Raw genomic sequence first — 20,972 nt, forward strand, 5'->3', positions numbered from 1 at the left:
CTCCTCCTCTACTAAATTAGTCGCTTGCGAATGCGTTGTGAGACTTGCTCAACTACTATGACAACGACCAGGATCAAGATGATGATCATCAACGCTTCATCAAACCGTCTGAGCGTCATCGAAGTCGACAGCTCTACACCAATCCCGCCAGCACCTACTAGACCAAGGATTACAGCGGAGCGAACTGCCTTCTCTACACTAAAAAGACTTGTGCCAACAAAAGAAGCAAACCCAATTGGTAGAATCGAACCTGACATGACACCTAACTTCGAGCCACCTGTTGATTCGAGCGCTTCAGAAGGACCCTTTTCAATTTCTTCAATTCGCTCCGAGAAAAACCGGGCGCAGAAACCGATTGTATCAACGGTAATGGTCAATATCCCTGCTAACGGACCAAGACCAATCGAAATCACAAAGATTAAGGCCCAAACTAAGTCTGGTATCGTACGCAACACAGATACAATCCCTTTTGTTGCATAACCAACAACCGGGTGAATCGTTGTGTTCCTTGATGCTAGTAGTGCGACAGGCAAACTGATGATAACACCGAAAACCGTGCCGACTAAGGCAATTTGAAACGTCTCATACATCGCCGCAGATATAGAAGAAAACCGTGATGGATCAGGCGGAAAAGCCGTTGAGATAAAATGAACCATGTTGACAAAGCCCGTACTTAAACGATCAATGGAAACACCACCGTGCTGAATGCCCATTATAAATAATGTTAAAAATACCAGCCACCCCAACCAAGTAAGAAGAGAAGGACGCTTAAAGCGAGGAGGCATATGGCTGTTGGTCATCTCGCTCATGATACCTCTTCCTCCTTCTCCTCAACGTCATAGAGCCATGAGAGTTGGCGTTGATCCATTTTCTGGACCGAAGCATCTAACACTTTCTTTCCATTTTTCAACGCAATAATTCGGTCACCAAACTCTAGAGCAGCCTCAAGCTGGTGAAGAATACAAATCATCGTCATTCCTTTTTTTGAGGCAATCTTCGTAAGCAGACCCATGATTTCTTTTCCTGCTTTTGGGTCAAGGCTTGCGATCGGTTCATCGGCAAGTATGATTGAAGGTCGCTGCATCAACATTCTTGCGATTGCAACTCGTTGTTTCTGACCGCCAGATAAAGCATCTGCTCGACGACCGGCTAAAGAAGCAAGTCCAACTTGTTCTAAGCAATCCATCGCTTCTTCCCTTAAAGAGTTTGCGGCAAACGGAGCTAGAACGTGAATAAACGTTGTTGTTCGCCCCATCGCACCAAATAAAACATTTTGTAAGACCGAGACGTTGTACACAAGATTAAAATGTTGAAACACAATTCCCATTTGCTTTCTGTACCCTCGTACCGTTTTTTTGCTCAACGTTGGCAAGTCTGCACCGTTCACATACACATGTCCTTGAGTTGGTTTTTCAAATTGACTTACGCAGCGGAATAACGTCGATTTTCCCGATCCATTATGGCCAAGAAGGACAACTTTTTCTCCTTGTTGGACGTTAAAATCAACAGACTTTAGGGCAGTCACACCGTTATCATACGTTTTTGTTAGACCCCTCACCTCAATCATCGCACTCATTAGTCAAGCTCCATTCCAAGAACGCGGTACGCTTCACGCATAGAATCATAGTCGCTGTCCTCCGCGTCAACAAACTGACCTTCCATGTATTTATCATTCTCACCCGTCTCAAGAATGCTTGATAGGATAACATCTTGATTTTCAAGAATGGCTGCTGTTAATTCTTCCACGAAAGCATCATCTAGCGCCGGGGAAGCAACAAACACATCATTCGGAAGAGGCTCTCCTTCAGCAAGTAAGCGATATTTCCCTTCTCCATCCTCTTCTACCATCTGTTGATAATCTTTTATTCCAGTTGCTAAAACATCCACATCGTGATTCTTAAACGCTTCAATTCGTGCACCATCTAGAAGTTGAATCGACACATCTTGATCAAGATCAAATCCAGCTTCGATTAAGATTTGACTAGGCCCGATGTGACCACTTGTTGAACCTGCATCTTTCATCGCAATCGAAGCACCTTTTATATCATCTAGCGTTTCGTACTCACTATCCTCATGGACAATAATCGCCGCGTGATAATCAGCTCGTTCAATTCCAACAATTGGCTCTGCATCAGGAACAACCGATTTAATTTGTGCATATTCCGACGGACCTGCAAGCAAGACATCCACTTGATCATACTCTAGTGCCGTTGCGCCAATGATACGATCATTCACCGCAAAAAATTCTATTTCGAGATCAAGCACCTCTTCAAGCGCATCTTTAAAAGGACCAAACTCACGCTGTAATTCTTCAAGACCTTCCAAACCCGTATCCGCAAATCGTAATGTCTCCGGCCAATCTTGCTTTTCATCCGTTTCGTTTTCATTTTCTTCAGCCGTTACCTCACTTGCAGCTTCTCCACACCCGACTAACAAAAACGACAAACCCGCCAAAAGGAAATACTTTTTCATCCCACTCACTCCCTATGTATGTTGTTAGCTCTAACAATACAGGGAAAATATGAAGCGACTATGAGGCTGGCATTAAATAATCATAAAATTTGTAAAAATACTATGTAGTTTGTAAATGAAGCTACTGAATTCATTTTTATCATTGCTTTTAAAAGGGAATGCAACGAACGATCGTTTTTAATTAATAACTTTCTTGCATCGATCTTATGCAAAAAAGTCATTAGAGCGTGGTTGACGGAAAGCGTATGATTAAAGAGAACCTTATTTTCACAGTTACTAGTAAATTTAATACGCAGGAGCAGATCAAATGACGGACATACACCGTGGTACAACAGCATTTAAGAAGATCAATGCTGCTCTTTTTATTGGAGGCTTTTGCACGTTCGCCATTCTTTGGGGCATGCAATCATTACTTCCTGAAATTGCAGAAGAATTTAGCGTAAGCCCTGCCTTATCAAGCCTCGTTCAATCTTCAACAACGTTATCACTTGCCATTACGTTGCTTATCATTGGCGCATTTGCGCATAAATTTGACCAAAAACATTTAATGACGACTTCTCTTGTCGTTTCATCGATTCTCGTAATTTTCTCTGGCTTTTTATCAAGTTTCGGATTGCTAATCGCTTTCCGAATTTTACAGGGTATTACATTAGCCGGTATTCCTGCTGTGGCAATGGCTTATTTAGCAAATGCCATTGAAGGCAAGAGTCTTGGATTTTCAATGGGGCTTTACATTAGCGGTAGCTCCATAGGAGGCATGACAGGAAGGATTGTTAGTGGGTTTTTAACGGATTACTTTAGTTGGAATGTAGCTGTAATGGGCGTCGGCCTTATTAGTTTGCTAGCTACCGCATTATTTTGGTACCTGCTTCCAAAAGTTGAAAAGAAAGTCGTACCTACTCAAAAACAAACTGGCATGATTCGTTCCTTTCTCTCTTCTTTCAAAGTGCCTGGCTTACCTTATCTCTTTCTAAACGGGTTCTTGTTGAGCGCCGGGTTTGTTTCATTATATAACTATATTGGCTTTGTTCTAATGGATCCGCCCTATTATTTAAGTCAAACATTAGTCGGCTTTATCTTCGTCGTCTATCTAGTTGGAACCTTTAGCTCAACGTGGATGGGCATGCTTTCTGACAAATACGGAAAAGGAAGAATTCTCAAGCTTTCCATCAGTATTTTGTTTATCGGCGGTGCGCTCACCCTTCACCCAAATTTATGGTTAATCGTCCTTGGCATTGCGATCTTTACGTTTGGATTCTTTGGTGCTCATTCCATTTGTAGTAGTTGGGTCAGCAACTATGGAAACGAGAATAACACACAAGCTACCTCTATTTACCTATTCGCCTATTATTTTGGCGGCAGTGTGGTGGGTACGCTGTCAGGAACCCTTTTTTACGCAGTCGGCTGGTCGGGCATCGTTGCCATGATTGCCGCGTTAGCCGTCTTGTCCTTCCTCTCCGCTTTTCGCGTTACAATCATAAAAAAGCACCAGCAACCGGCTTAAGATAAAGGCCAATTGTTGGTGTTTTTATTTTTGAAAAGGATAACGCACACCGGTTAACTGTTCCGAAACCTCCCAAAGTCTCTTCATCACATCTTCTTCAACGTATCCGTTCTTAGGTGTAACAATGGTCGGATTTCCTTTCCGCTCTCCTTTTCCATCGGGACCAATAAATTCCCCGCCGTTCAATGATTCCTCCGTCGCCGCATAAATCGTAGGGAGACTCCCCATCTGAGCAGGCTGCGTGAAAAATTTCATGGCGGAACGAACGTACCAAGGTGTCTTACCTTTACCAAACTGGAACAAGTTCGTTGCGGAAAAACCCGGGTGAGCCACAGTACTAATCGTTTTATACTTATTTTCTTTTAAACGTCGATCGAGTTCCTTCGCAAATAGTAAGTTCGCCAATTTACTTTGTCCGTAAAATTTTTGTGCGCTATACCCTTTCTTTCCATCTAGATTATCAAAGTTGATTTCACCAAATCGATAAGCAATGGAGCTTAAAGACACCACCCGTGCGCCCTCGCTTTTTTCTAATAGAGGGAGAAGTTGTGCCGTTAATGCAAAATGACCAAGATGATTACTCGCAAACTGTAGTTCAAATCCATCTTCCGTAATTTCATGTGGCGGCATCATCACCCCTGCGTTATTTACAAGGATATCAATTGCCACATCGTCTCGCAGCATTCCTTCACTAAACGCGTGCACACTCGATAGCTTTGATAAATCTAGCTCCCTAAGTTCAATTTGTCCGTTCGGATAAAGCTGCATGAATGCTTCTTTCGCAGCCTTTCCTTTATCCAAATTTCTCACTGCCATCACGACACGGTAACCTTCAGCAAGAAAGTGCTTCGCTGTCTCATAACCAATGCCGCTGTTTGCACCGGTGATAACAATTGTCTTCATATCCATCCGAACTCCCTTTATGATAAAATAAAGTTGTGACAGTTGTAACATTACTGTGCAATTATCGTACCAACTAGTCTACCAGCAGTCAACGAACGAAAAGGAACTGTGACAAATCCATTTAGATGTAACAGAAAGGACGAGTTTAGATGCTCTCAAACCGCAATCGCACATACAAAAAAACACGCTACGCCCTCATACAAGCGCTTTTAACATTAATGGACAAACACGCCTTTAAAGAGATCACCGTTAGCGAAATTGTGGATAAAGCAGCCGTTTCGAGACAATCATTTTACCGCCATTTTGATGGAAAAGAAGACGTCATCCAAAGCTATTTTGATGAGCTGTGCGAGCAATTTCTAACATCGATTAATGAAAAAAAGGACATGCGCATAGATGATGTCCTCTTAGCGTATTTTCAGTTTTGGGCAGACCACCGCATCCTTGTGTTAACCCTTTATAAACATGGTGATCGTACCATTGTAGACATTAGCCATTATTTAAAATCATTGGCGCATCTGATGTTCCAGCATAAGACCATGTCTTCTTATGAGCAGCAATTTTTCGTCGGCGGCATGTTTTCCGTAAAGCTTAACTGGATTCAAGAAGGGATGGACCTTTCGCCTGAAGAACTAACCAGACACATCATCAAGTCAATTCCTTCAGATTAAAATGATCTTGGAATGACGAAACAATTGTCCACATGATCAAACCCAAGTTTCGGATAGTACGCCATCGCTTCTTCTGATGCTCGTAAGATTAATGCACTTCTTTCACCAATCTCTTCTTTCGTTTTTTCAATTAACTTCCGGCCAATTCCCTGGGCTTGATAGTCTCGATCAACAGCTAAATCAGATAAATAACAGCAATAACTAAAATCCGTTAAGCTTCTCGCCACACCAACTAATCGATCTTTATCCCAAGCCGTCACCAGCAAATTGCTGTGCTGAAGCATCGTCTCCAATCTCTGTAAATCTTCTGTTGGACGATTAATCGCTGACGCTTTAAACACCTCCGCAAGTTGCTCCGGTGTGATGGTCTGTCCAGTTTTCAATGTAATCATTGGTGGTCTTCCTCTCTTGTTTTATGTGGATACACTTGGTTGAAATAAGTCGGATACGCTAATACAAAACCTTCATGATCAACTGTAAACACGGTTTCAAACTGTCCGCTTTTATAATGGAACGTTTGTGTATCCTCTCTTTTATGAATCCTTTTGTAAGATTGCTTTACTTTTTTATACGTTAAGTTCTCATGATCAATATAGACAACATCGATTTGCGCTGGTTCTACCTGTTGTTCCCAATCCATTCGTTTAATTGGTAGTGAATTTGTTAGTGGTGTACATGACAAATCGACATCAACGGCTCCAGTTAAATCTGGAATATTTGTTCCATCATTTAAAAACCAGTTCCCTGCCTTATCCACTGATAAGAATAATCCACCATCTTGTCCTTTTTTGCTCACTTCCAAATTTTCGACTTCCCAGTTCTGGTTCAAACGTAGCGTATACTCTATACAGGTTGGCGAATGATTCTCAAGAGTCATCACCGTACTGCACACCTTTATCCCCGCTTCTCCCCTTTCAATATGAGCAGTTTCTAGACCGGTGTACTCAATGTTTTTCCAAACACGCTTCGTCTTCATATTATTCATTCGCTTTCCCGGAAAGAAATTCAAGTGGTTCGGCACAACTTTGATAGCCATTACGCTTGTAGAAAGGCATGGCTTCATCACTTGGCCAAACAATTGCAAATTCAAACTGATTGTCCTTGATCCACTGATGAATGGATTGAAGTAACTGGCTTCCAATTCCCTCATTTCGAACTTCAGGTGAGGTGTACACATTCGTCATAAAAAGGAAAGGATGTGTCACTCTTCCTGGTCGCGGTACTTTATGTACAAGTTCAGTATAGATATGGGAGACAATTCTCCCCTCCTTTTCTGCTACCCAGATAAACCAACGATTATTGGTTAAAGCATCTTTTAAAAATGTTGTACATTCCTCTTCAAACTCAAGAAACGATGCTTCGCCCTTCGCTGGGTCATCCTCAATTGTAAAATCCCAACGCATCGTTACAAGACGAGAAATATCTGCTCCTGTAGCAAGTCGTATCATAGCAACCTTCCCCCTTCACTTCGCCATAAATGCCTCGACTTCTCGCTTCGATTTTAGAATAAAGACCTGCTTTCCTTCTGAATAGCGTTAATCATCTCTAAAATAGCTGGTCGCTTCTTTTTCGGGAAATCCCAAATCCATTTTAAAAATGCTGGGTCTAATTTTTCTTCGCACCCTTCATGCATATCCGGCCTGGTTTTGTTGCGATACATCCGATATCTTTTGATGGCTCGATAGACACAGACACTTCTTGGCATATCTAAATAGATAATCGTGTCGCATGCTTGTAATCGAATCGGCAACGTTCCACCGTAGTGCCCATCAATAATCCACTCATCTTTTTCGACCAGTGAATGTTGCGTCTCTTCCTGCTCTTCTCGAGAAGTCATTTCCCAATTCGGCTTCCAGTGGAGAGCATCGAGATGAAAGACTTCAATGTTCAATTTCTCACTCAATTGTCTAGCAAGTGTCGATTTTCCAGCTCCTCCCGAACCAATAAGCACGATTTTTTTCATAGGACCTCCCCAAAATGACCAACTATTTTCTTACTATGCTAAATAAATTGACTTCAATCACCCGAATAGCCTATACGTATTTTCGTTTCCGATCCTTTAATCCCTTTTTGATTTATGGATACCACCTCCACTTGGTTCAACCCTTCTGACGCATTCCAATCAACTGAATTGCCTGAAATTTGAACAGGTTCACTCTCATTCAAACGCACTTCAAATGTTTCATGACCAGGATGAATGGTGTGGAACGTCAACGTAAAGTGAGGTTCCACAGCAAACAAGTGCATGTTGTTCTCAAAATCTTTATGCTCCTTCAACCCATAAGTTGTAATAATGTCTTCGGGAATCACTGGATCTTTATAATTAAAAAGGATAGTTGTTTGCGTGGGATCGGCATAAAACCGTTCTGTATCATTTGTAAAAAGAGCATGTGACAGCTGCATAAATTGGAATGCTAGAAGCTGACGCTCACTTCTTACATGTAAAAATAGGTCGACAACTTGTTGATTCAGCAAAATAGAGGTGCTTACATAGCCAAAATAAGATTTGATAAAACCTTCATACTGTTTGACCGATGGACCATCCATAGATAAGAAATGGATGGATGCATCTTGGAAGGAACGAGAAAATTCCTCGTAATTTAACGGGATGTCTTTCACTGAGGCATAGCTGTTGAATTGTGGATCTAAAAAGAGCCATTTTTTTAAATGAACAGACCATACTTCTACCACAACATGGGACTGGCCAATTCCACCATAATCTGCTGCTTCACTAAACACGCGAACAACACGAGCGACGTACCCTAAACCGAGCAGGATATCGCTCGTTACTTTCGCGTATTCTGCACATCGAAAGGATTTTCCCGTCCCCGCTTCTTTTAAAATATCTAGAGATGAGAGATACTGGCCACTATTGATCCCATCATGATCAAAGCGTTGGTGGACCCAGTTCATAACTGTCAGGAAGACGCCCCATTCGTCCGTTGAATCGACGTTAAGATGTCGATACACATATTCTCGCAGCTGATCTAACTCTTCTTCATTTGTTCGAAGATACGTAAGGTTTGATAGCGGCAGGTGGTTGTTCGATTCTAGAATGTTGATTTTTTTCAAGCAAACACCTCCTTTTTTGATAAGATCGTTTTATGTATGCATTAACCCAACAAAAAAGAAGAACCCAATTACGCCGCAGTTTATGAGGGTAATTACTAGCGCAATGAGCGCAATTCTTGATGGTTCGTTCTTAGAAATTAACACGAGCAGAATTCCGATAACGGTTACAACTGTTCCAATAAAAATAAAGAGCATCATCGGAAAGCTTGCTGCTTCGCTTGTTGCAGAGGCAATCGGGTCTAAGAGAATCATTGTTAGTGTGACGAGGACGCTGAGCCCCACTAGTCCGTACGACCGCCATGTATAGGTGCGCGCTTCCATATCGATCCATCTCCTTTCTTAATTTAGTCATTAGTTAAAATATAGCATAAAAAAAAGGGTGCCACATTAAGTAGCACCCTTTTTCTTATCGAAACACTAAAATGATGCCGATCACTGCTATGAATGAGATCGCGCTACCCCAAATTAACTCTGCAAGCGTGTGTCGCTTCATTTTTAACGATGCCCAGTAGACAAGGGCAATGAGTAGCAAACCGATGAAAGCAATAGGACCAAGAAAATAGATTAAGAAACTGATCGGTCCGACGACCCCACATGCATGACCACTTGCACGAATGCGAAGCACTTTATTAAAAACGACAATGCCTATACCAGAGATGAAATAAATCCAATAAATCATGGTGATTCCTTCTGGGGCGTTTGTCACATAAGCAAATAGGATACCAAAAACATACCCTAAGACCCCCATAAGAATGGCGAAATTACGCTGTCCTTCCCTTCCTTTATCCCGAAAACCTGGCACAATAGGCTGAAGAGGATAAGCCACTACTGGTAGCACAACTAGAAAAAGAAGGGCAAAGCTAAATTGAAACCATCCTCCATACACCGCTGGCTCAAAGATAAACAGAAGCAACAGAGAAACGAACGCCATTAAAGGCGCGATCGTTGCCACACGAATGATTTTTGCAACCATTAAAGAATTCATACGATCACCTACTTTATTACGAGTCTCATTAAGTATATTTTATGTCTACAATAGACACAACAAAAAGCACCTCTGGAATCGAGATGCGTTACGCCTCTTCTTCAGGATCGAAGCGACTTAAAAGCTCATATGGCTTCACAAAATAGGTTTCATAGGGTAGATACTTTCCTTTCATCGCATCAAATACTCTTGTCCTAAAGGCTTCACGTGTAATAAGTGCATGAATTTTCTCTTCATTTAATGCCGTAAAAAATACTTCTGCCGTTTCTCCTGGCGCTGGTCTCGGAACACCAGACTTTAATTTTCCTCGAAACACAACACAGGTCACACCAAGCGTTCTGTTCTGATAGATTCCTGTTATTCCGCCTAACGTAATCTCGACTCCTGTTTCCTCTTTCACTTCACGATGTATCGCTTCTTCAAGGGTTTCTCCCTCTTCAACTTGACCACCAGGCATTTCATACGTGTCGTAGCGATGATGATTTCGAACAAGCAACACGTCTCCATCCTGATTTGTAATATACCCACTCACAGAAAGAATGTGTTTAGGCGGATCATTTTTGACTGTACTTGTTAAAAAAGTTTCTTCCTTTTCTAAGTATAACGGCTCAAGCTCACGTCGTTTTTGTTGAGCCTCTTTGTGCAGCGCACTCGTACGTATTTGTTCTTCTATTTGTTGATAGACTTCCTTACTCGGGTACGCCCAAATCGCTGTAATTTCAGTTTGAGTTTCATTAACCCATCGGCCAATAAGTTTTGCCCCATGACGTATTTGGTTCGGGTATAAATAAGTATGAAAGAAAGCAGTAAATGCTTCTACTTTTTCAGGGTCCATTTTATACGTTTTTCGTCTATAAATCACACCATCTCCCCCTCTCCTGTTACATTATCATATGTTTTTAAAATTTTCTTGCATATCTAATAACTTTTCGAGTAAGATAAGACCATTACACTGTTCAAAAAGGAGATGAGTTCGATGCGTTTGTTACATCTAGTCTGGAAAAACCATAACTTCATAGCCTTCGAGTCTCGTCGAATGAGATTGCACGATTAATCATGCTCCTTTTTCTCGGACTCGCCATGAGTGCCGATTGCATAAGTTATTAACACGTGCGGCGTAACCGTACGTTTTTTTATGCCAAAAAGTTTCTAATAAGGAGGAGATTTCTATGGTACTGGTATGTGATCCTGGAGAGCTGGCATGATGACTAGGATCTGGTCGGACTACCTGTAGAAAGAAGTGAACCCCTATGTTTCGAGTATTAAGCCAATTGAGCTGGTTTTTTAAACAACAGAAAAAGCGCTATATTATCGCAATTTCCTTACTTTTACTCGTGAGCATTTTTGAGTTAACGCCTGCTTTTTTGATTGGTAGAGCTATAGATACCTTTCAACGTGGGGCAATGTCGACAAGCTACGCCATTTCTATGATAGTTTTGATGATCGCCGTCGTTGCGATTAGCTATCTATTAAGCTACATTTGGATGCGGCAATTGTTTGGTGGTGCTCTTTTATTAGAGAAACAACTACGGTCTCGATTTATGAAGCATTTATTTCAAATGGACCCGCCTTTTTATGAACAACGTAAAACCGGTGATTTGTTAGCCCGCGGGACGAATGATATGAAGGCAATTTCCATGACGGCTGGGTTTGGTATTTTAACGTTCATTGATGCGATTGTGTTTTTAATTATCATACTCGTTGCCATGATGATCCTCATTGATTGGCGTCTGACGCTCGCAGCCGTAGCCCCGCTTCCGATTATCGCGATTAGCGTCACCATTCTTGGAAAAATGATTCATTCGAGATTTTCCAAAGCGCAAGCAGCATTTGGGGACTTGAATGATCGTGTGCTCGAATCCGTTGCTGGTATGCGTGTGATACGAGCATTTCGCAGCGAACGCCGGGATGAAGCAGCGTTTGAGAATAAAAGCCGCGACGTTTACAACCGTTATATTCAAGTCGCTCGAATTGAATCATTCTTTGATCCCATTGTGACAGTCGTCGTCGGATTAAGCTATGTGATCGGTCTCGGGTATGGCGCTTATCTCGTTTTCAACCAGCAAGTAACCCTCGGACAAATTGTCACGTTTAATCTTTATCTCGGCATGTTAATCTGGCCAATGTTTGCGATTGGTCAGCTCGTTAATATTATGCAGAGAGGTAGCGCTTCATACGAGCGAGTAAATGAGACCCTTTCTGTTCAAAAAAGTGTCCAAAATCCATCAAGCAGCAAGAGTCCAACATTTCCTATACAATTTCGTAACTATATGTTCTCCTATCCAGGAACAACGACAAACCAGTTGAAAAACATAGACGTAACAATTAACAAAGGCACAACTCTCGGCATCGTTGGAAAAACAGGGAGTGGAAAAACGACGTTCATTAAGCAGCTTATCAACTATTACCCATGCGGCGATGGTCAACTTTCTTACGGGGACTATTTAGCTAAAGATTTGAGTCAGCAAGAGCTGCGCACGATAATTGGGTACGTTCCACAAGATCATACTCTCTTATCAAAGTCTGTGAAAGAGAACATTACACTAGCAGCAAAAGATGCAAGTGAGCAAGAGGTGCAACAAGCGATTCATCTTGCAGCATTTGATCAAGATCTCGCTTTCTTACCTGACGGGCTTCAGACACGTGTAGGCGAAAACGGCGTTTCGTTATCTGGTGGTCAAAAACAACGAATTTCGATAGCTCGCGCCCTCATTACTCATCCCGAACTTCTCATATTGGATGACTCTTTATCAGCCGTTGATGCAAAAACTGAAGCGCGGATCGTCGCTGCTATTCAGCAGGAACGAGCCCAACAAACAACAATTATTACGAGCCACCGCATGTCTGCAGTTGAGCACGCCGATGAAATTATCGTCATGAACAATGGTGAAATCTCCGAGCGCGGTACCCACCAAGCGCTTTTACAGCAAAAGGGATGGTATGCCGAACAAGTTCGTACCCAGACGAGTCCTAACAATGAGGTGACGTTATGAGCACGGAAAAACGACTCGCTCGTTATGCCCTTACGAGTAAAGGCACCATTTTATTTGCACTCATCATGCTTTCGATCGCTGTTTCCGCTGAGTTAACAGGACCTTTCATTGCAAAAACGATTATCGATCGCCATATTTCCGGCATCGAACAACCCTGGTATGAGAGTGAAACAAATGAGCATTCTGTCCAATTTGATGGAAACGCCTACACCCGAGAGGCTTACTTACCAGAACATGCATGGCGCGGTGACGAGGTGCAAATTTTACAAATTGGCACAGGATTTTATTTCACAAGAGAACCTTTACCTACTGAAGGCGAGCGAACCTTTGAAAACGGCGTCTTATCGATTCAACAAGAAGACGTAACGTATACTTCTGCCGCAGATACGCTAACCGCACAAGAAGTACTTTCGTTTTACGAACCGGAAATTGGCTTTATCGTTCGCTGGTTGCTACTCTATTTAAGCCTTGTCACCATCGCTGCATGTTTTCATTATGGGAAGAATTTCTACTTACAAAAAGCTGCCCATAAAATTGTTCAGCGCATGCGGGTTGATGTGTTTAATCATTTATCTAAAGTACCAGTGCGCTATTTCGATCATCAACCTGCCGGAAAAATTGTCGCCCGCATCACAAACGACACTGAAGCCGTTCGGGAACTTTACATGACCGTACTAGCAACATTTTTCTCAAGCTTCGTCTATATTATCGGCATTTATTTCGCGCTTTTCCTTTTAGATGTGCGACTAGCGGTAATGACGCTCGCTGTTCTCCCACTCTTGTTTATTTGGTTTAAGCTTTACCGCAAATTTGCAGCTCGTTTAAACCGAACCATTCGAGCAAAAAATGCCGACATTAACGCTTCTCTTAATGAAAATGTCCAAGGTATGTCGATGATTCAAGCTTTTAATCAAGAGGAACAGCAAATGAATTCATTTGATCAGCTAAATAATGAACATTATCGCGCTCAAGCGAACCTACTTAACGTCAATTCTTTAACCGGACATAACTTAACATTTGTGTTAAAAAACATCGTCTTTGTTGCGCTTATTTGGTGGATAAGCGGTGGAACCGCAGGCCTTGTCACTTTAGGTGTGCTATACGCATTTGTTGACTATGTAAATCGTCTATTTGAACCAGTTAATCAAGTCATGAATCAACTTGCCAATCTAGAACAAGCAAGAGCAGCGGGTTCTCGTGTGTTTGAACTTTTAGATGAAGACGGTGCTGACGTTGATGACACAAGCACCCCTCGTCCAACTGGTGAGGTCGTGTTTCATACTGTTTCCTTTTCCTATGTGGAAGGAGAGCCTGTTTTACAGAACATTTCCTTTCAAGCCAAACCAGGTGAAACCATTGCTTTAGTTGGACACACTGGATCAGGAAAAAGCTCCATAATGAATCTATTGTTCCGCTTTTATGATCCAACAAATGGCCGTATTACAATTGATGGTGTGAATACAAAAAACTATAGCCCGCAAGCATTGCGCGCTCATATGGGGATTGTGTTGCAAGAGCCGCACTTGTTCTCAGGGACGATCGCGTCTAATATCGCGTATGGCAAACCTGACGCCTCAAAACAAGAAATTGAAGAAGCGATTCGCCTCGTTGGTGGCAGCCATCTATTCAAAAATGGACTAGATGAAATCGTCACAGAAAAAGGAAGTACCCTTTCCAGCGGACAACGCCAACTGATTTCATTTGCCCGCGCTCTACTTGCCAATCCAGCCATTCTCGTTCTTGATGAAGCAACATCGAGCGTTGATACAGAAACAGAACGAATCATTCAAACCGGGTTGCAAACGCTCAAACAAAACCGGACCACATTTATGATCGCTCACCGGCTTTCAACGATTCAAGACGCGAGCCATATTATCGTTCTTGATAAGGGAATCATCCTAGAGCAAGGAACTCACAACGACCTGTTGAGAAAAAACGGACACTATGCACATCTGTATAAACTCCAGCAAGGCCAAGTGAGCTAAACGTCCCCTCTGGCAAAAGTCAGAGGGATTTTTAAAGGAGTCGAAATATGAACATCGCAGATTACGTACACGCCTTACAACAGCTAAGCATTCTCCCTAATGAGGAAATGACTATTCAAAAACTAAGTGGGGGAACAGTTAGTGAAGTCTACCAATTAGACATTGACGCAAAAGAAACATTCGTTTTAAAAAAACATTTCCCTGACCAAATAAAAGCGGAAGCACGTTTTTTTCAAATGTATGAAGGATTAGACATCCTCCCTACGCCTATTTATGTCGAGCCTTCATTTGACTTTGCGATCTATCCTTATCTAAAAGGAAGTTGTAACAACAGAACGATCAGCAAGGCACGTTTCCTCACTACTCTTGTGGAAGAGCTTTTTTCTAGATACAAAGCTGTAGAGAGCGGTTGGGGCTGGGCAGGAGCACCTGTCGAATCTTGGTCCCAGTTTCTACAACAGGAAGTGGCGGAAACCAAACCAATCCTCGCGCCTTTTTTAGCAAAAGACGACCATCTGCTCGTGACGGAAGCCATTCAAAGAGTAACGGAACGAATGCCGTTAACGAAACCATTTTTGCTACATGGAGATTGCGGGATCCATAACGTCATGACTAGAGAGGACGATCTAACAGGTGTTATTGACCCAGATCCTGTTTACGGTCCACCTTTATTCGATCTGCTTTACGCATTTTGCTCGTATCCACTTGATCTATCACGATCGACCATTCTCCATGCTGCACGTACATTAGACGGGTCGGCAGTCGATGACTATTTAGATCCTTTTGTTCTCATATGTCTCTATCTACGAATGGCCACGTCTATGCGTCATCACCCTGAAGATTTTTCGGCTTATCAAACGAGCTGGCTTCAATGGAAAGCGTATGGAAGGTGAGAGATGCGCATGAATATGCTAGGATAAGAAAGGATGATTTGATAAGAGGAGGTCCAACAATGGCGACCTATGAAACCATTAAACAAAAGCTAGAAACCAATAAACAAGAACAATTACTCCATTTTTATGAGCAATTAAATGAAGAAGAACAACGCGATTTGCTTAACCAAATTGAACAAATTGATTTTGACCAGTTAGAAACAGCGAATCAAAAGGATGAAGAGAATGCGCGCATTACCGCATTGCCGAGCCATACGACTGAGATGTTTTCGCCAGAAGAATTAACAAAAATGCGCGAACACGGTTGTTCCTTAATCGCAGACGGAAAGGTCGCAATCGTCCTGCTTGCAGGCGGCCAAGGAACGCGGTTAGGACACGACGGTCCAAAAGGAACTGTCAATATGGACGGATCCCCTGAAACTTCCTTATTTGCATTGCAAGCTAAGCGCATTCAAGCGTTACAACATGAAATGAACACGACCCTGTCTTGGTACATCATGACAAGTCCCATTAATGATGATGCGACAAAAGCTTTTTTTCATGACAATCAGTACTTCGGTCTCAACCGTGATCAAGTCACCTTTTTCCAACAGGAAGTTAGCCCCGCTCTTACACCTGATGGCAAGGTGATGCTCGCAGATAAAGCGACTGTCTTTCAAGCTCCAAATGGCAACGGCGGCGTCTTTGCATCGATGCAAAAAGCTGGTATTCTAGCAAAGCTCCAGAGCACGAACATCAAATGGATCTTTTTCAATAACATTGACAATGCCCTTGTTCAAGTGGCTGATCCCCTCTTTATTGGCTATGCCGATCAACAAGGAGCGGACATTTCAAGTAAATCTGTGAAAAAAGCAGAGCCAGGTGAAAAAGTGGGCGTTCTGGGTCAACGAAATGGTAAGCCTTCTGTTATTGAATATTCAGAGCTGACTGAAGAGCAACGCCAGCAGCCTGAACTTCAAGATGCCAATATCGGCATCCACCTTTTTAAAGTAGACTTTCTCGAACAAACAGCGAACCGTGTACTTCCATATCATTTTGCACATAAAAAGATTGCAACAATTGATGAACAAGGAGTTGCGGTGCACCCTGCAGAACCAAACGGCTATAAACTCGAAAAATTTTATTTTGACGTCTTCCCTTATGCCTCAAAGATGTCCATTTTTCAAGTAGACCGAGCAAACGAATTCTTACCAGTTAAAAACAAAACGGGCAAGGACAGCTTAGAAGAAGCTAAAGAACGGTTTAACTAGAAAGATAGCCAAGAGAACGTCTCCTCTTGGCTTCTTTTCTATATTTTTATCCATTGTGTGAAGACGTAATAGAGTGTAACAATGAATCCAATAATCATAAAAACAATACTCATAATGTAAGGAAACCAGCCGTTAATTTCAGATAAGATTGCGGCAAATTTACTGTGGGTAACAGATTCCCAATTCACAAATACAGGTGAATACACAGCAATAGCAAGATGCATCAATCCAAATAGTAAAACCCCTAACCCTAAAAACACATAGCCGAATAGTAAGTGTTCTTTTTTCAAATACACTCCGCCTCTCTTCAGTTTAATTTATAGGAGCCTATCCCTTATGTTATTCTTCTCCACCATCAACGTATAACATGGAAAGGAATGCTTGAAAGTTGTCAGCAAGCCGATATTCCACCGTTTCCACGTATGTTTCAACATACACGACCGGAGGCTCCACCTTAGTCTGCCGATAATCAAATCCAAACCATGTATGACCCGTTCCACCAAATAAAACAATGCCTCTCGGTAATTCCCATTCGTTGATAAGCTTGTCGGAATCCAGAATGCCACCATCCTCACCAATTCCAAAGATCTCGTCAATTTCAAGGAACGTTTCTTGAATTTCTTTTGAGGGGCTTGGCACCGCATTTGCTGTTATCCAGCCACCATTTTGAATGTTTACTTGCTCTATATATGCACTTGGTAATGCCACACCAAAGTGTTTCTCAGCCTCCACAATCATCTTTTCTGTAACACGAGGTAGCACTGTTCCACCATTGTCTTCTGACCAAATTGATTTCATCACACATTCACCCTAGCTTTTTAAACGTTCTAATTCCTTTTATTATAGTGAAAGGCAATCTATTTTGGTAAATAATTTTAAAGAATTGCTTTAGCTTTGATGTAGTTTCACATTCATGCAATAAAAACGCCTAAAGAAATGGCGCAAATCCTTACCACGATGACGTTATATGATCCTGCGTTTGCGGCAGGCTTTAAAAAGTAATGCTTTATCCTTTCATACAAAAAAGAACCCTTATAAATGACATTGGTTCATTCATAAAGGTTCTTTTACGTCTTTATAGCGCCTTACGTCACGTCTCCTTCATAAGGAATCTTTCGTAAACGATAAAACGAATATTCATCCAATTGCCTAAATGAATCAACGTAAGCATGTAAACTTTCCGTAATCATAATATTGACGGGCTCTTCATTGATATGAAGGATCACAATTGGTTTTTGGTTCGCATACGCAAACCCTATTTCCCACATCGTACCTGCATCTTGCTCATCATAAATAGCAACAACCACATCTGATTGTAGAATCGCCGCACGATCGTCCCTAAACGTTTCAGCTCTCCACTCCCGCGAACCAAAAGGCAAGGATTCATTTTGATGCTCACGCGGACTAAACACAAGCAACCCTTTAGCACGAAGAATTCCTTCCGTCTTTTCTACCTTTTGAAGCTGCTGATCATTGAAGAAACCAGATGCGAGATACACACGTACTGTCACATCGAACAACCCCTCCATTAAAAATGTGCGATGTTATGGAGTATATGCTAGAACGGATAAAGGTGTTCATTTATAAAACTCTTCAAAGTACAAAAGAAACTAAACGCACCGCACAATGTTGACAGTGGGTTTACGTACAAGAAAAATGGGAACGATCTAATGCTGTCTTTTGAAATTTCGTTATTTCCCAGTCCCCATAAGCCGTTCCTTCATTAGTAAACATCATTTTCACGTTGAAAGCATGCTTTTGATTATAGGCCACTATGTCTACAAGAAACCGTTCTCCTTCAATTGTTTGTTTAAACGAATGACTGCTTACGCAACGAAATTCCATAGGTTGATTAAATCGCATTTTTAATTCATTTGAGATATACACAAATAATAACGATTCAATGATTTGCTCTTGATCCCTTTGAGTACTCGCCTCTGCATGCACCATTTCCGGAGCAGAGAGGATAAAGACAACAAGAAAAACGGACTGTAAGAATGGTTTCAACATTTAGATGCCCTCTTTTTCATTTAATTAGACATAGCATCTCCAACTTCAATACTTTCATAAAACATAAATGCGCTCATGAAAAATTATCCTAGATATTCCGACATGAACGCTTAAAATAAAGGGTACGATGTAAACAGAGCATTTGTTTAGTAAAAAGGAGAATCATGGATGACGATTACGATTAGACAAGAAACCGAATTAGACTACCCTATAACGGAAACAGTGATTGAAGAGGCTTTTAAAAACGAAGAACAGAGTGATCATCAGGAGCACTTACTAGTAGGGAAAATCCGCAAATCGGATGCGTTTATTCCTCAACTTTCACTGGTGGCAGTCCATGAGGATGAAGAGATTGTTGGGCACATCCTGCTTTCACACATTACGATTGTGAATGGAGAAAGTGCCGTTGATTCTTTAGCGCTCGCTCCTGTGTCCGTTATACCTTCTTATCAAAATAAAGGCATAGGCAGTCAATTAATTCACACTGCCCTACAACAAGCCAAAGATCTTGGTTACGAATCTGTGATCGTCCTTGGCCACGATGCCTACTATCCTAAGTTCGGATTCAAAAGAGCGAGTACGTTTAATATTAAAGCACCCTTTGATGTTCCAGATGAAGCATTTATGGCACTTGAATTAACCCCTCATGCGCTCGATCAAGTAACAGGAGTTGTTCAATACTCTAAACCGTTTACGGAGTAGATTTTACAGAAACGTCTTTAGCAAAAAAAGTCACGACTCTAGTTGAGCCGTGATTTTTTTATTATGGGTTGTTTGACCATAAGCCAGCATGTTTAAGAACAACACGTGGATGCAGCTTTAACTGGGCGACCATGAGATCGGCCATGTCTTCTGGTTGCATCACTTTTTCAGGATTTCCGTCTGTTAGATTTAAGTCTTTCGCCATATCGGTTGCCACTGTACTTGGCGTAAGAGCCGTAACACGTACATTCTGCTTGCGCACTTCCATCATAAGCGATTCAGTCATCCCGATCAAAGCAGCTTTTGAAGCCGTGTAGGCGCTAGTAGCTGGTGCGCCTTTTTGACCGGCGGTTGAAGCAATGTTAATGATGTCTCCTGTTTGGCGCTCGACCATTTCTGGCAATACTGCGCGAGTCGTATAATAAACACCTTTTACGTTGACATCAATAATGTTTGTCCACTCGTCTGGTGTTAAATCCATGAAACCACCAAATTTTGAAATACCCGCATTGTTGATTAATACATCAATCGGTCCTAATTCGGTGCGAATGCTTTCAACGGCGCTTGTAATAGATTCCAAGTCCTCAATGCTTGCTGCGGCAATGGCAACGTTGACATCGTACGCTTTTAACTCTTCTGCTACATTTTGCAAGTTTTCAAGGGTACGACCAACAAGACCAACGTGCATGCCTTCTTTCGCAAACGCGATAGCGGTAGCGCGTCCAATTCCTCGACCCGCTCCTGTAATTAACGCGACTTTTCCACTAATTGATTCCATTTTTTCACTCCTATAAATGAGATTGTTCTATTCTAGCCTATCTAAAATCGGAACGCAAAACTGAATAATTTACTCATGATTGTCCAGCCCGCTTCATATAGTGGACAAGGAGGTGAGTATAAATGGTCGTGAGTGTCATGGTTAGCTTTCTAATTCTCGGTTTAAGTTTAGGTGCGCCGATCGGTCCAGTCAACGCCGCGAGAATTGAAAAAGGAATTCAAAATGGATTCGCTCATTCATGGATGGTCGGCTTCGGAAGTCTAATGGCTGATGGCATTTTCATGTCTTGCGTATATCTAGGACTTCATCACTTTATAGAAACGCCATTTATCCAATCATTCCTCTGGCTCTTTGGTGCATTTGTGTTGCTTTATTCCGGAATTGAAGGGATGATGCGATCAAATCGATTTTCCATTATTGAAAATCGCAATAAAGATAGCCTCATTCACTGTTTTTTTAACGGCCTTCTACTCTCAGTATCGAACCCCATGTCGATGATGTTTTGGCTTGGAATTTATGGATCGATTATGGTGAAAACAGCCGAGACTGCGACCAATCAACAGTTGCTCGTTTATACACTGATGATTTTCATCGGTTTAACCATTTGGGATCTCTTTGTTGCTTTAATAACAAGTGGAGGGAGACGCTTCCTCACACCAGCAACCTTAAAGCTTATTGCGCTTTTGTCAGGTCTATCCCTTGTCGCATTTGGGGTATACTTTGCGATACACGGCATTCAACTGTTTTTATAATT

General features: G+C 41.9%; 24 protein-coding genes and 1 pseudogene. 8 read left to right on the forward strand and 17 right to left on the reverse strand.

Going from position 1 to position 20,972, the window contains the following annotated elements:
• Nucleotides 1–11: 11 nt before the first annotated feature.
• The 3 genes from phnE to ACE1TH_RS15245 are packed head-to-tail and all read right to left on the reverse strand — an operon-like array spanning nucleotide 12 to nucleotide 2,472.
• Nucleotides 12–809 (reverse strand): phosphonate ABC transporter, permease protein PhnE, encoded by a 798-nt coding sequence (gene phnE / locus ACE1TH_RS15235; protein ID WP_375079415.1) that lies wholly within the window; start codon nucleotides 807–809, stop codon nucleotides 12–14.
• Entirely contained in the window at nucleotides 806–1,576 is a 771-nt protein-coding gene (gene phnC, locus ACE1TH_RS15240; protein WP_375079416.1) for a phosphonate ABC transporter ATP-binding protein, read from the reverse strand. The genes phnE and phnC overlap by 4 nt, the downstream gene beginning before the upstream one ends.
• Nucleotides 1,576–2,472: a PhnD/SsuA/transferrin family substrate-binding protein gene (locus ACE1TH_RS15245; RefSeq protein WP_375079417.1), complete on the reverse strand. Its 897-nt coding sequence runs from the start codon at nucleotides 2,470–2,472 to the stop codon at nucleotides 1,576–1,578. The genes phnC and ACE1TH_RS15245 overlap by 1 nt, the downstream gene beginning before the upstream one ends.
• Before the next feature lie 307 nt (nucleotides 2,473–2,779).
• On the opposite strand from ACE1TH_RS15245, the gene ACE1TH_RS15250 reads away from it, so the two are divergent.
• Entirely contained in the window at nucleotides 2,780–3,976 is a 1,197-nt protein-coding gene (locus ACE1TH_RS15250; protein ID WP_375079418.1) for an MFS transporter, read from the forward strand.
• 24 nt (nucleotides 3,977–4,000) lie between these two features.
• On the opposite strand, the gene ACE1TH_RS15255 is transcribed toward ACE1TH_RS15250, so the two are convergent.
• Nucleotides 4,001–4,879, reverse strand: a complete 879-nt coding sequence (locus ACE1TH_RS15255) for an oxidoreductase (RefSeq protein WP_375079419.1) — start codon at nucleotides 4,877–4,879, stop codon at nucleotides 4,001–4,003.
• 149 nt (nucleotides 4,880–5,028) lie between these two features.
• Here ACE1TH_RS15255 and ACE1TH_RS15260 point away from each other — a divergent pair, with 149 nt between their 5' ends.
• Nucleotides 5,029–5,550, forward strand: coding sequence for a TetR/AcrR family transcriptional regulator (locus tag ACE1TH_RS15260; RefSeq protein WP_375079420.1), 522 nt, complete (start codon nucleotides 5,029–5,031; stop codon nucleotides 5,548–5,550).
• On the opposite strand, the gene ACE1TH_RS15265 is transcribed toward ACE1TH_RS15260, so the two are convergent.
• The 8 genes and pseudogenes from ACE1TH_RS15265 to ACE1TH_RS15300 all read right to left on the reverse strand — a co-directional run bounded on the left by ACE1TH_RS15265 (nucleotide 5,547) and on the right by ACE1TH_RS15300 (nucleotide 10,469).
• Nucleotides 5,547–5,942, reverse strand: a complete 396-nt coding sequence (locus ACE1TH_RS15265; protein WP_375079421.1) for a GNAT family N-acetyltransferase — start codon at nucleotides 5,940–5,942, stop codon at nucleotides 5,547–5,549. The two genes, ACE1TH_RS15260 and ACE1TH_RS15265, sit on opposite strands and share 4 nt — an antisense overlap.
• Nucleotides 5,939–6,535 (reverse strand): putative glycolipid-binding domain-containing protein, encoded by a 597-nt coding sequence (locus ACE1TH_RS15270; RefSeq protein ID WP_375079422.1) that lies wholly within the window; start codon nucleotides 6,533–6,535, stop codon nucleotides 5,939–5,941. The genes ACE1TH_RS15265 and ACE1TH_RS15270 overlap by 4 nt, the downstream gene beginning before the upstream one ends.
• Nucleotides 6,528–6,998 carry a GNAT family N-acetyltransferase gene (locus ACE1TH_RS15275; protein WP_375079423.1) on the reverse strand — a complete coding sequence of 157 codons (471 nt, stop codon included), beginning with the start codon at nucleotides 6,996–6,998 and terminating at the stop codon, nucleotides 6,528–6,530. Before ACE1TH_RS15275 ends, ACE1TH_RS15270 begins: the two co-directional genes overlap by 8 nt.
• A gap of 15 nt (nucleotides 6,999–7,013) precedes the next feature.
• Nucleotides 7,014–7,513: pseudogene (locus tag ACE1TH_RS15280) on the reverse strand (DNA topology modulation protein).
• A gap of 53 nt (nucleotides 7,514–7,566) precedes the next feature.
• The gene (locus tag ACE1TH_RS15285) at nucleotides 7,567–8,622 is read right to left on the reverse strand and encodes a transglutaminase-like domain-containing protein (RefSeq protein ID WP_375079424.1); all 1,056 of its coding nucleotides are present in this window, start codon (nucleotides 8,620–8,622) and stop codon (nucleotides 7,567–7,569) included.
• A 30-nt stretch (nucleotides 8,623–8,652) separates the two neighbouring features.
• Nucleotides 8,653–8,943: a hypothetical protein gene (locus ACE1TH_RS15290; protein ID WP_099303981.1), complete on the reverse strand. Its 291-nt coding sequence runs from the start codon at nucleotides 8,941–8,943 to the stop codon at nucleotides 8,653–8,655.
• 85 nt (nucleotides 8,944–9,028) lie between these two features.
• Nucleotides 9,029–9,607, reverse strand: a complete 579-nt coding sequence (locus ACE1TH_RS15295; RefSeq protein ID WP_375079425.1) for a hypothetical protein — start codon at nucleotides 9,605–9,607, stop codon at nucleotides 9,029–9,031.
• A gap of 88 nt (nucleotides 9,608–9,695) precedes the next feature.
• Nucleotides 9,696–10,469: an NUDIX domain-containing protein gene (locus tag ACE1TH_RS15300; protein ID WP_255223996.1), complete on the reverse strand. Its 774-nt coding sequence runs from the start codon at nucleotides 10,467–10,469 to the stop codon at nucleotides 9,696–9,698.
• Between the two features lie 388 nt (nucleotides 10,470–10,857).
• Between ACE1TH_RS15300 and ACE1TH_RS15305 the strand changes: the two genes are divergently transcribed.
• The 4 genes from ACE1TH_RS15305 to ACE1TH_RS15320 are packed head-to-tail and all read left to right on the forward strand — an operon-like array spanning nucleotide 10,858 to nucleotide 16,728.
• The gene (locus tag ACE1TH_RS15305) at nucleotides 10,858–12,600 is read left to right on the forward strand and encodes an ABC transporter ATP-binding protein (protein WP_255223997.1); all 1,743 of its coding nucleotides are present in this window, start codon (nucleotides 10,858–10,860) and stop codon (nucleotides 12,598–12,600) included.
• Nucleotides 12,597–14,585, forward strand: a complete 1,989-nt coding sequence (locus ACE1TH_RS15310) for an ABC transporter ATP-binding protein (protein WP_375079426.1) — start codon at nucleotides 12,597–12,599, stop codon at nucleotides 14,583–14,585. The genes ACE1TH_RS15305 and ACE1TH_RS15310 overlap by 4 nt, the downstream gene beginning before the upstream one ends.
• 47 nt (nucleotides 14,586–14,632) lie before the next feature.
• Nucleotides 14,633–15,478 (forward strand): aminoglycoside phosphotransferase family protein, encoded by an 846-nt coding sequence (locus tag ACE1TH_RS15315; protein ID WP_255223999.1) that lies wholly within the window; start codon nucleotides 14,633–14,635, stop codon nucleotides 15,476–15,478.
• A 59-nt stretch (nucleotides 15,479–15,537) separates the two neighbouring features.
• On the forward strand, nucleotides 15,538–16,728 hold the full coding sequence (locus tag ACE1TH_RS15320; protein WP_375079427.1) for a UDPGP type 1 family protein: 1,191 nt from the start codon (nucleotides 15,538–15,540) through the stop codon (nucleotides 16,726–16,728).
• A gap of 38 nt (nucleotides 16,729–16,766) precedes the next feature.
• Here ACE1TH_RS15320 and ACE1TH_RS15325 read toward each other — a convergent pair whose 3' ends face one another.
• The 4 genes from ACE1TH_RS15325 to ACE1TH_RS15340 all read right to left on the reverse strand — a co-directional run bounded on the left by ACE1TH_RS15325 (nucleotide 16,767) and on the right by ACE1TH_RS15340 (nucleotide 18,738).
• Entirely contained in the window at nucleotides 16,767–17,018 is a 252-nt protein-coding gene (locus ACE1TH_RS15325) for a hypothetical protein (protein WP_099303993.1), read from the reverse strand.
• A gap of 49 nt (nucleotides 17,019–17,067) precedes the next feature.
• Nucleotides 17,068–17,526 (reverse strand): SMI1/KNR4 family protein, encoded by a 459-nt coding sequence (locus ACE1TH_RS15330; protein WP_099303995.1) that lies wholly within the window; start codon nucleotides 17,524–17,526, stop codon nucleotides 17,068–17,070.
• A 287-nt stretch (nucleotides 17,527–17,813) separates the two neighbouring features.
• Entirely contained in the window at nucleotides 17,814–18,239 is a 426-nt protein-coding gene (locus ACE1TH_RS15335; RefSeq protein WP_375079428.1) for a nucleoside 2-deoxyribosyltransferase, read from the reverse strand.
• A 130-nt stretch (nucleotides 18,240–18,369) separates the two neighbouring features.
• Nucleotides 18,370–18,738 carry a hypothetical protein gene (locus ACE1TH_RS15340; RefSeq protein WP_375079429.1) on the reverse strand — a complete coding sequence of 123 codons (369 nt, stop codon included), beginning with the start codon at nucleotides 18,736–18,738 and terminating at the stop codon, nucleotides 18,370–18,372.
• Between the two features lie 168 nt (nucleotides 18,739–18,906).
• Between ACE1TH_RS15340 and ACE1TH_RS15345 the strand changes: the two genes are divergently transcribed.
• Nucleotides 18,907–19,440 (forward strand): GNAT family N-acetyltransferase, encoded by a 534-nt coding sequence (locus ACE1TH_RS15345; protein WP_375079430.1) that lies wholly within the window; start codon nucleotides 18,907–18,909, stop codon nucleotides 19,438–19,440.
• Between the two features lie 61 nt (nucleotides 19,441–19,501).
• On the opposite strand, the gene ACE1TH_RS15350 is transcribed toward ACE1TH_RS15345, so the two are convergent.
• Complete coding sequence (locus ACE1TH_RS15350; protein ID WP_375079431.1) at nucleotides 19,502–20,218, reverse strand: 3-ketoacyl-ACP reductase; 717 nt, start codon at nucleotides 20,216–20,218, stop codon at nucleotides 19,502–19,504.
• Between the two features lie 122 nt (nucleotides 20,219–20,340).
• On the opposite strand from ACE1TH_RS15350, the gene ACE1TH_RS15355 reads away from it, so the two are divergent.
• Nucleotides 20,341–20,970, forward strand: coding sequence for a LysE family translocator (locus ACE1TH_RS15355; protein WP_375079432.1), 630 nt, complete (start codon nucleotides 20,341–20,343; stop codon nucleotides 20,968–20,970).
• The last annotated feature ends 2 nt before the right edge of the window (nucleotides 20,971–20,972 follow it).

It is taken from the genome of Shouchella sp. JSM 1781072 (assembly GCF_041949915.1).
Lineage (GTDB): Bacteria > Bacillota > Bacilli > Bacillales > Bacillaceae_D > Shouchella.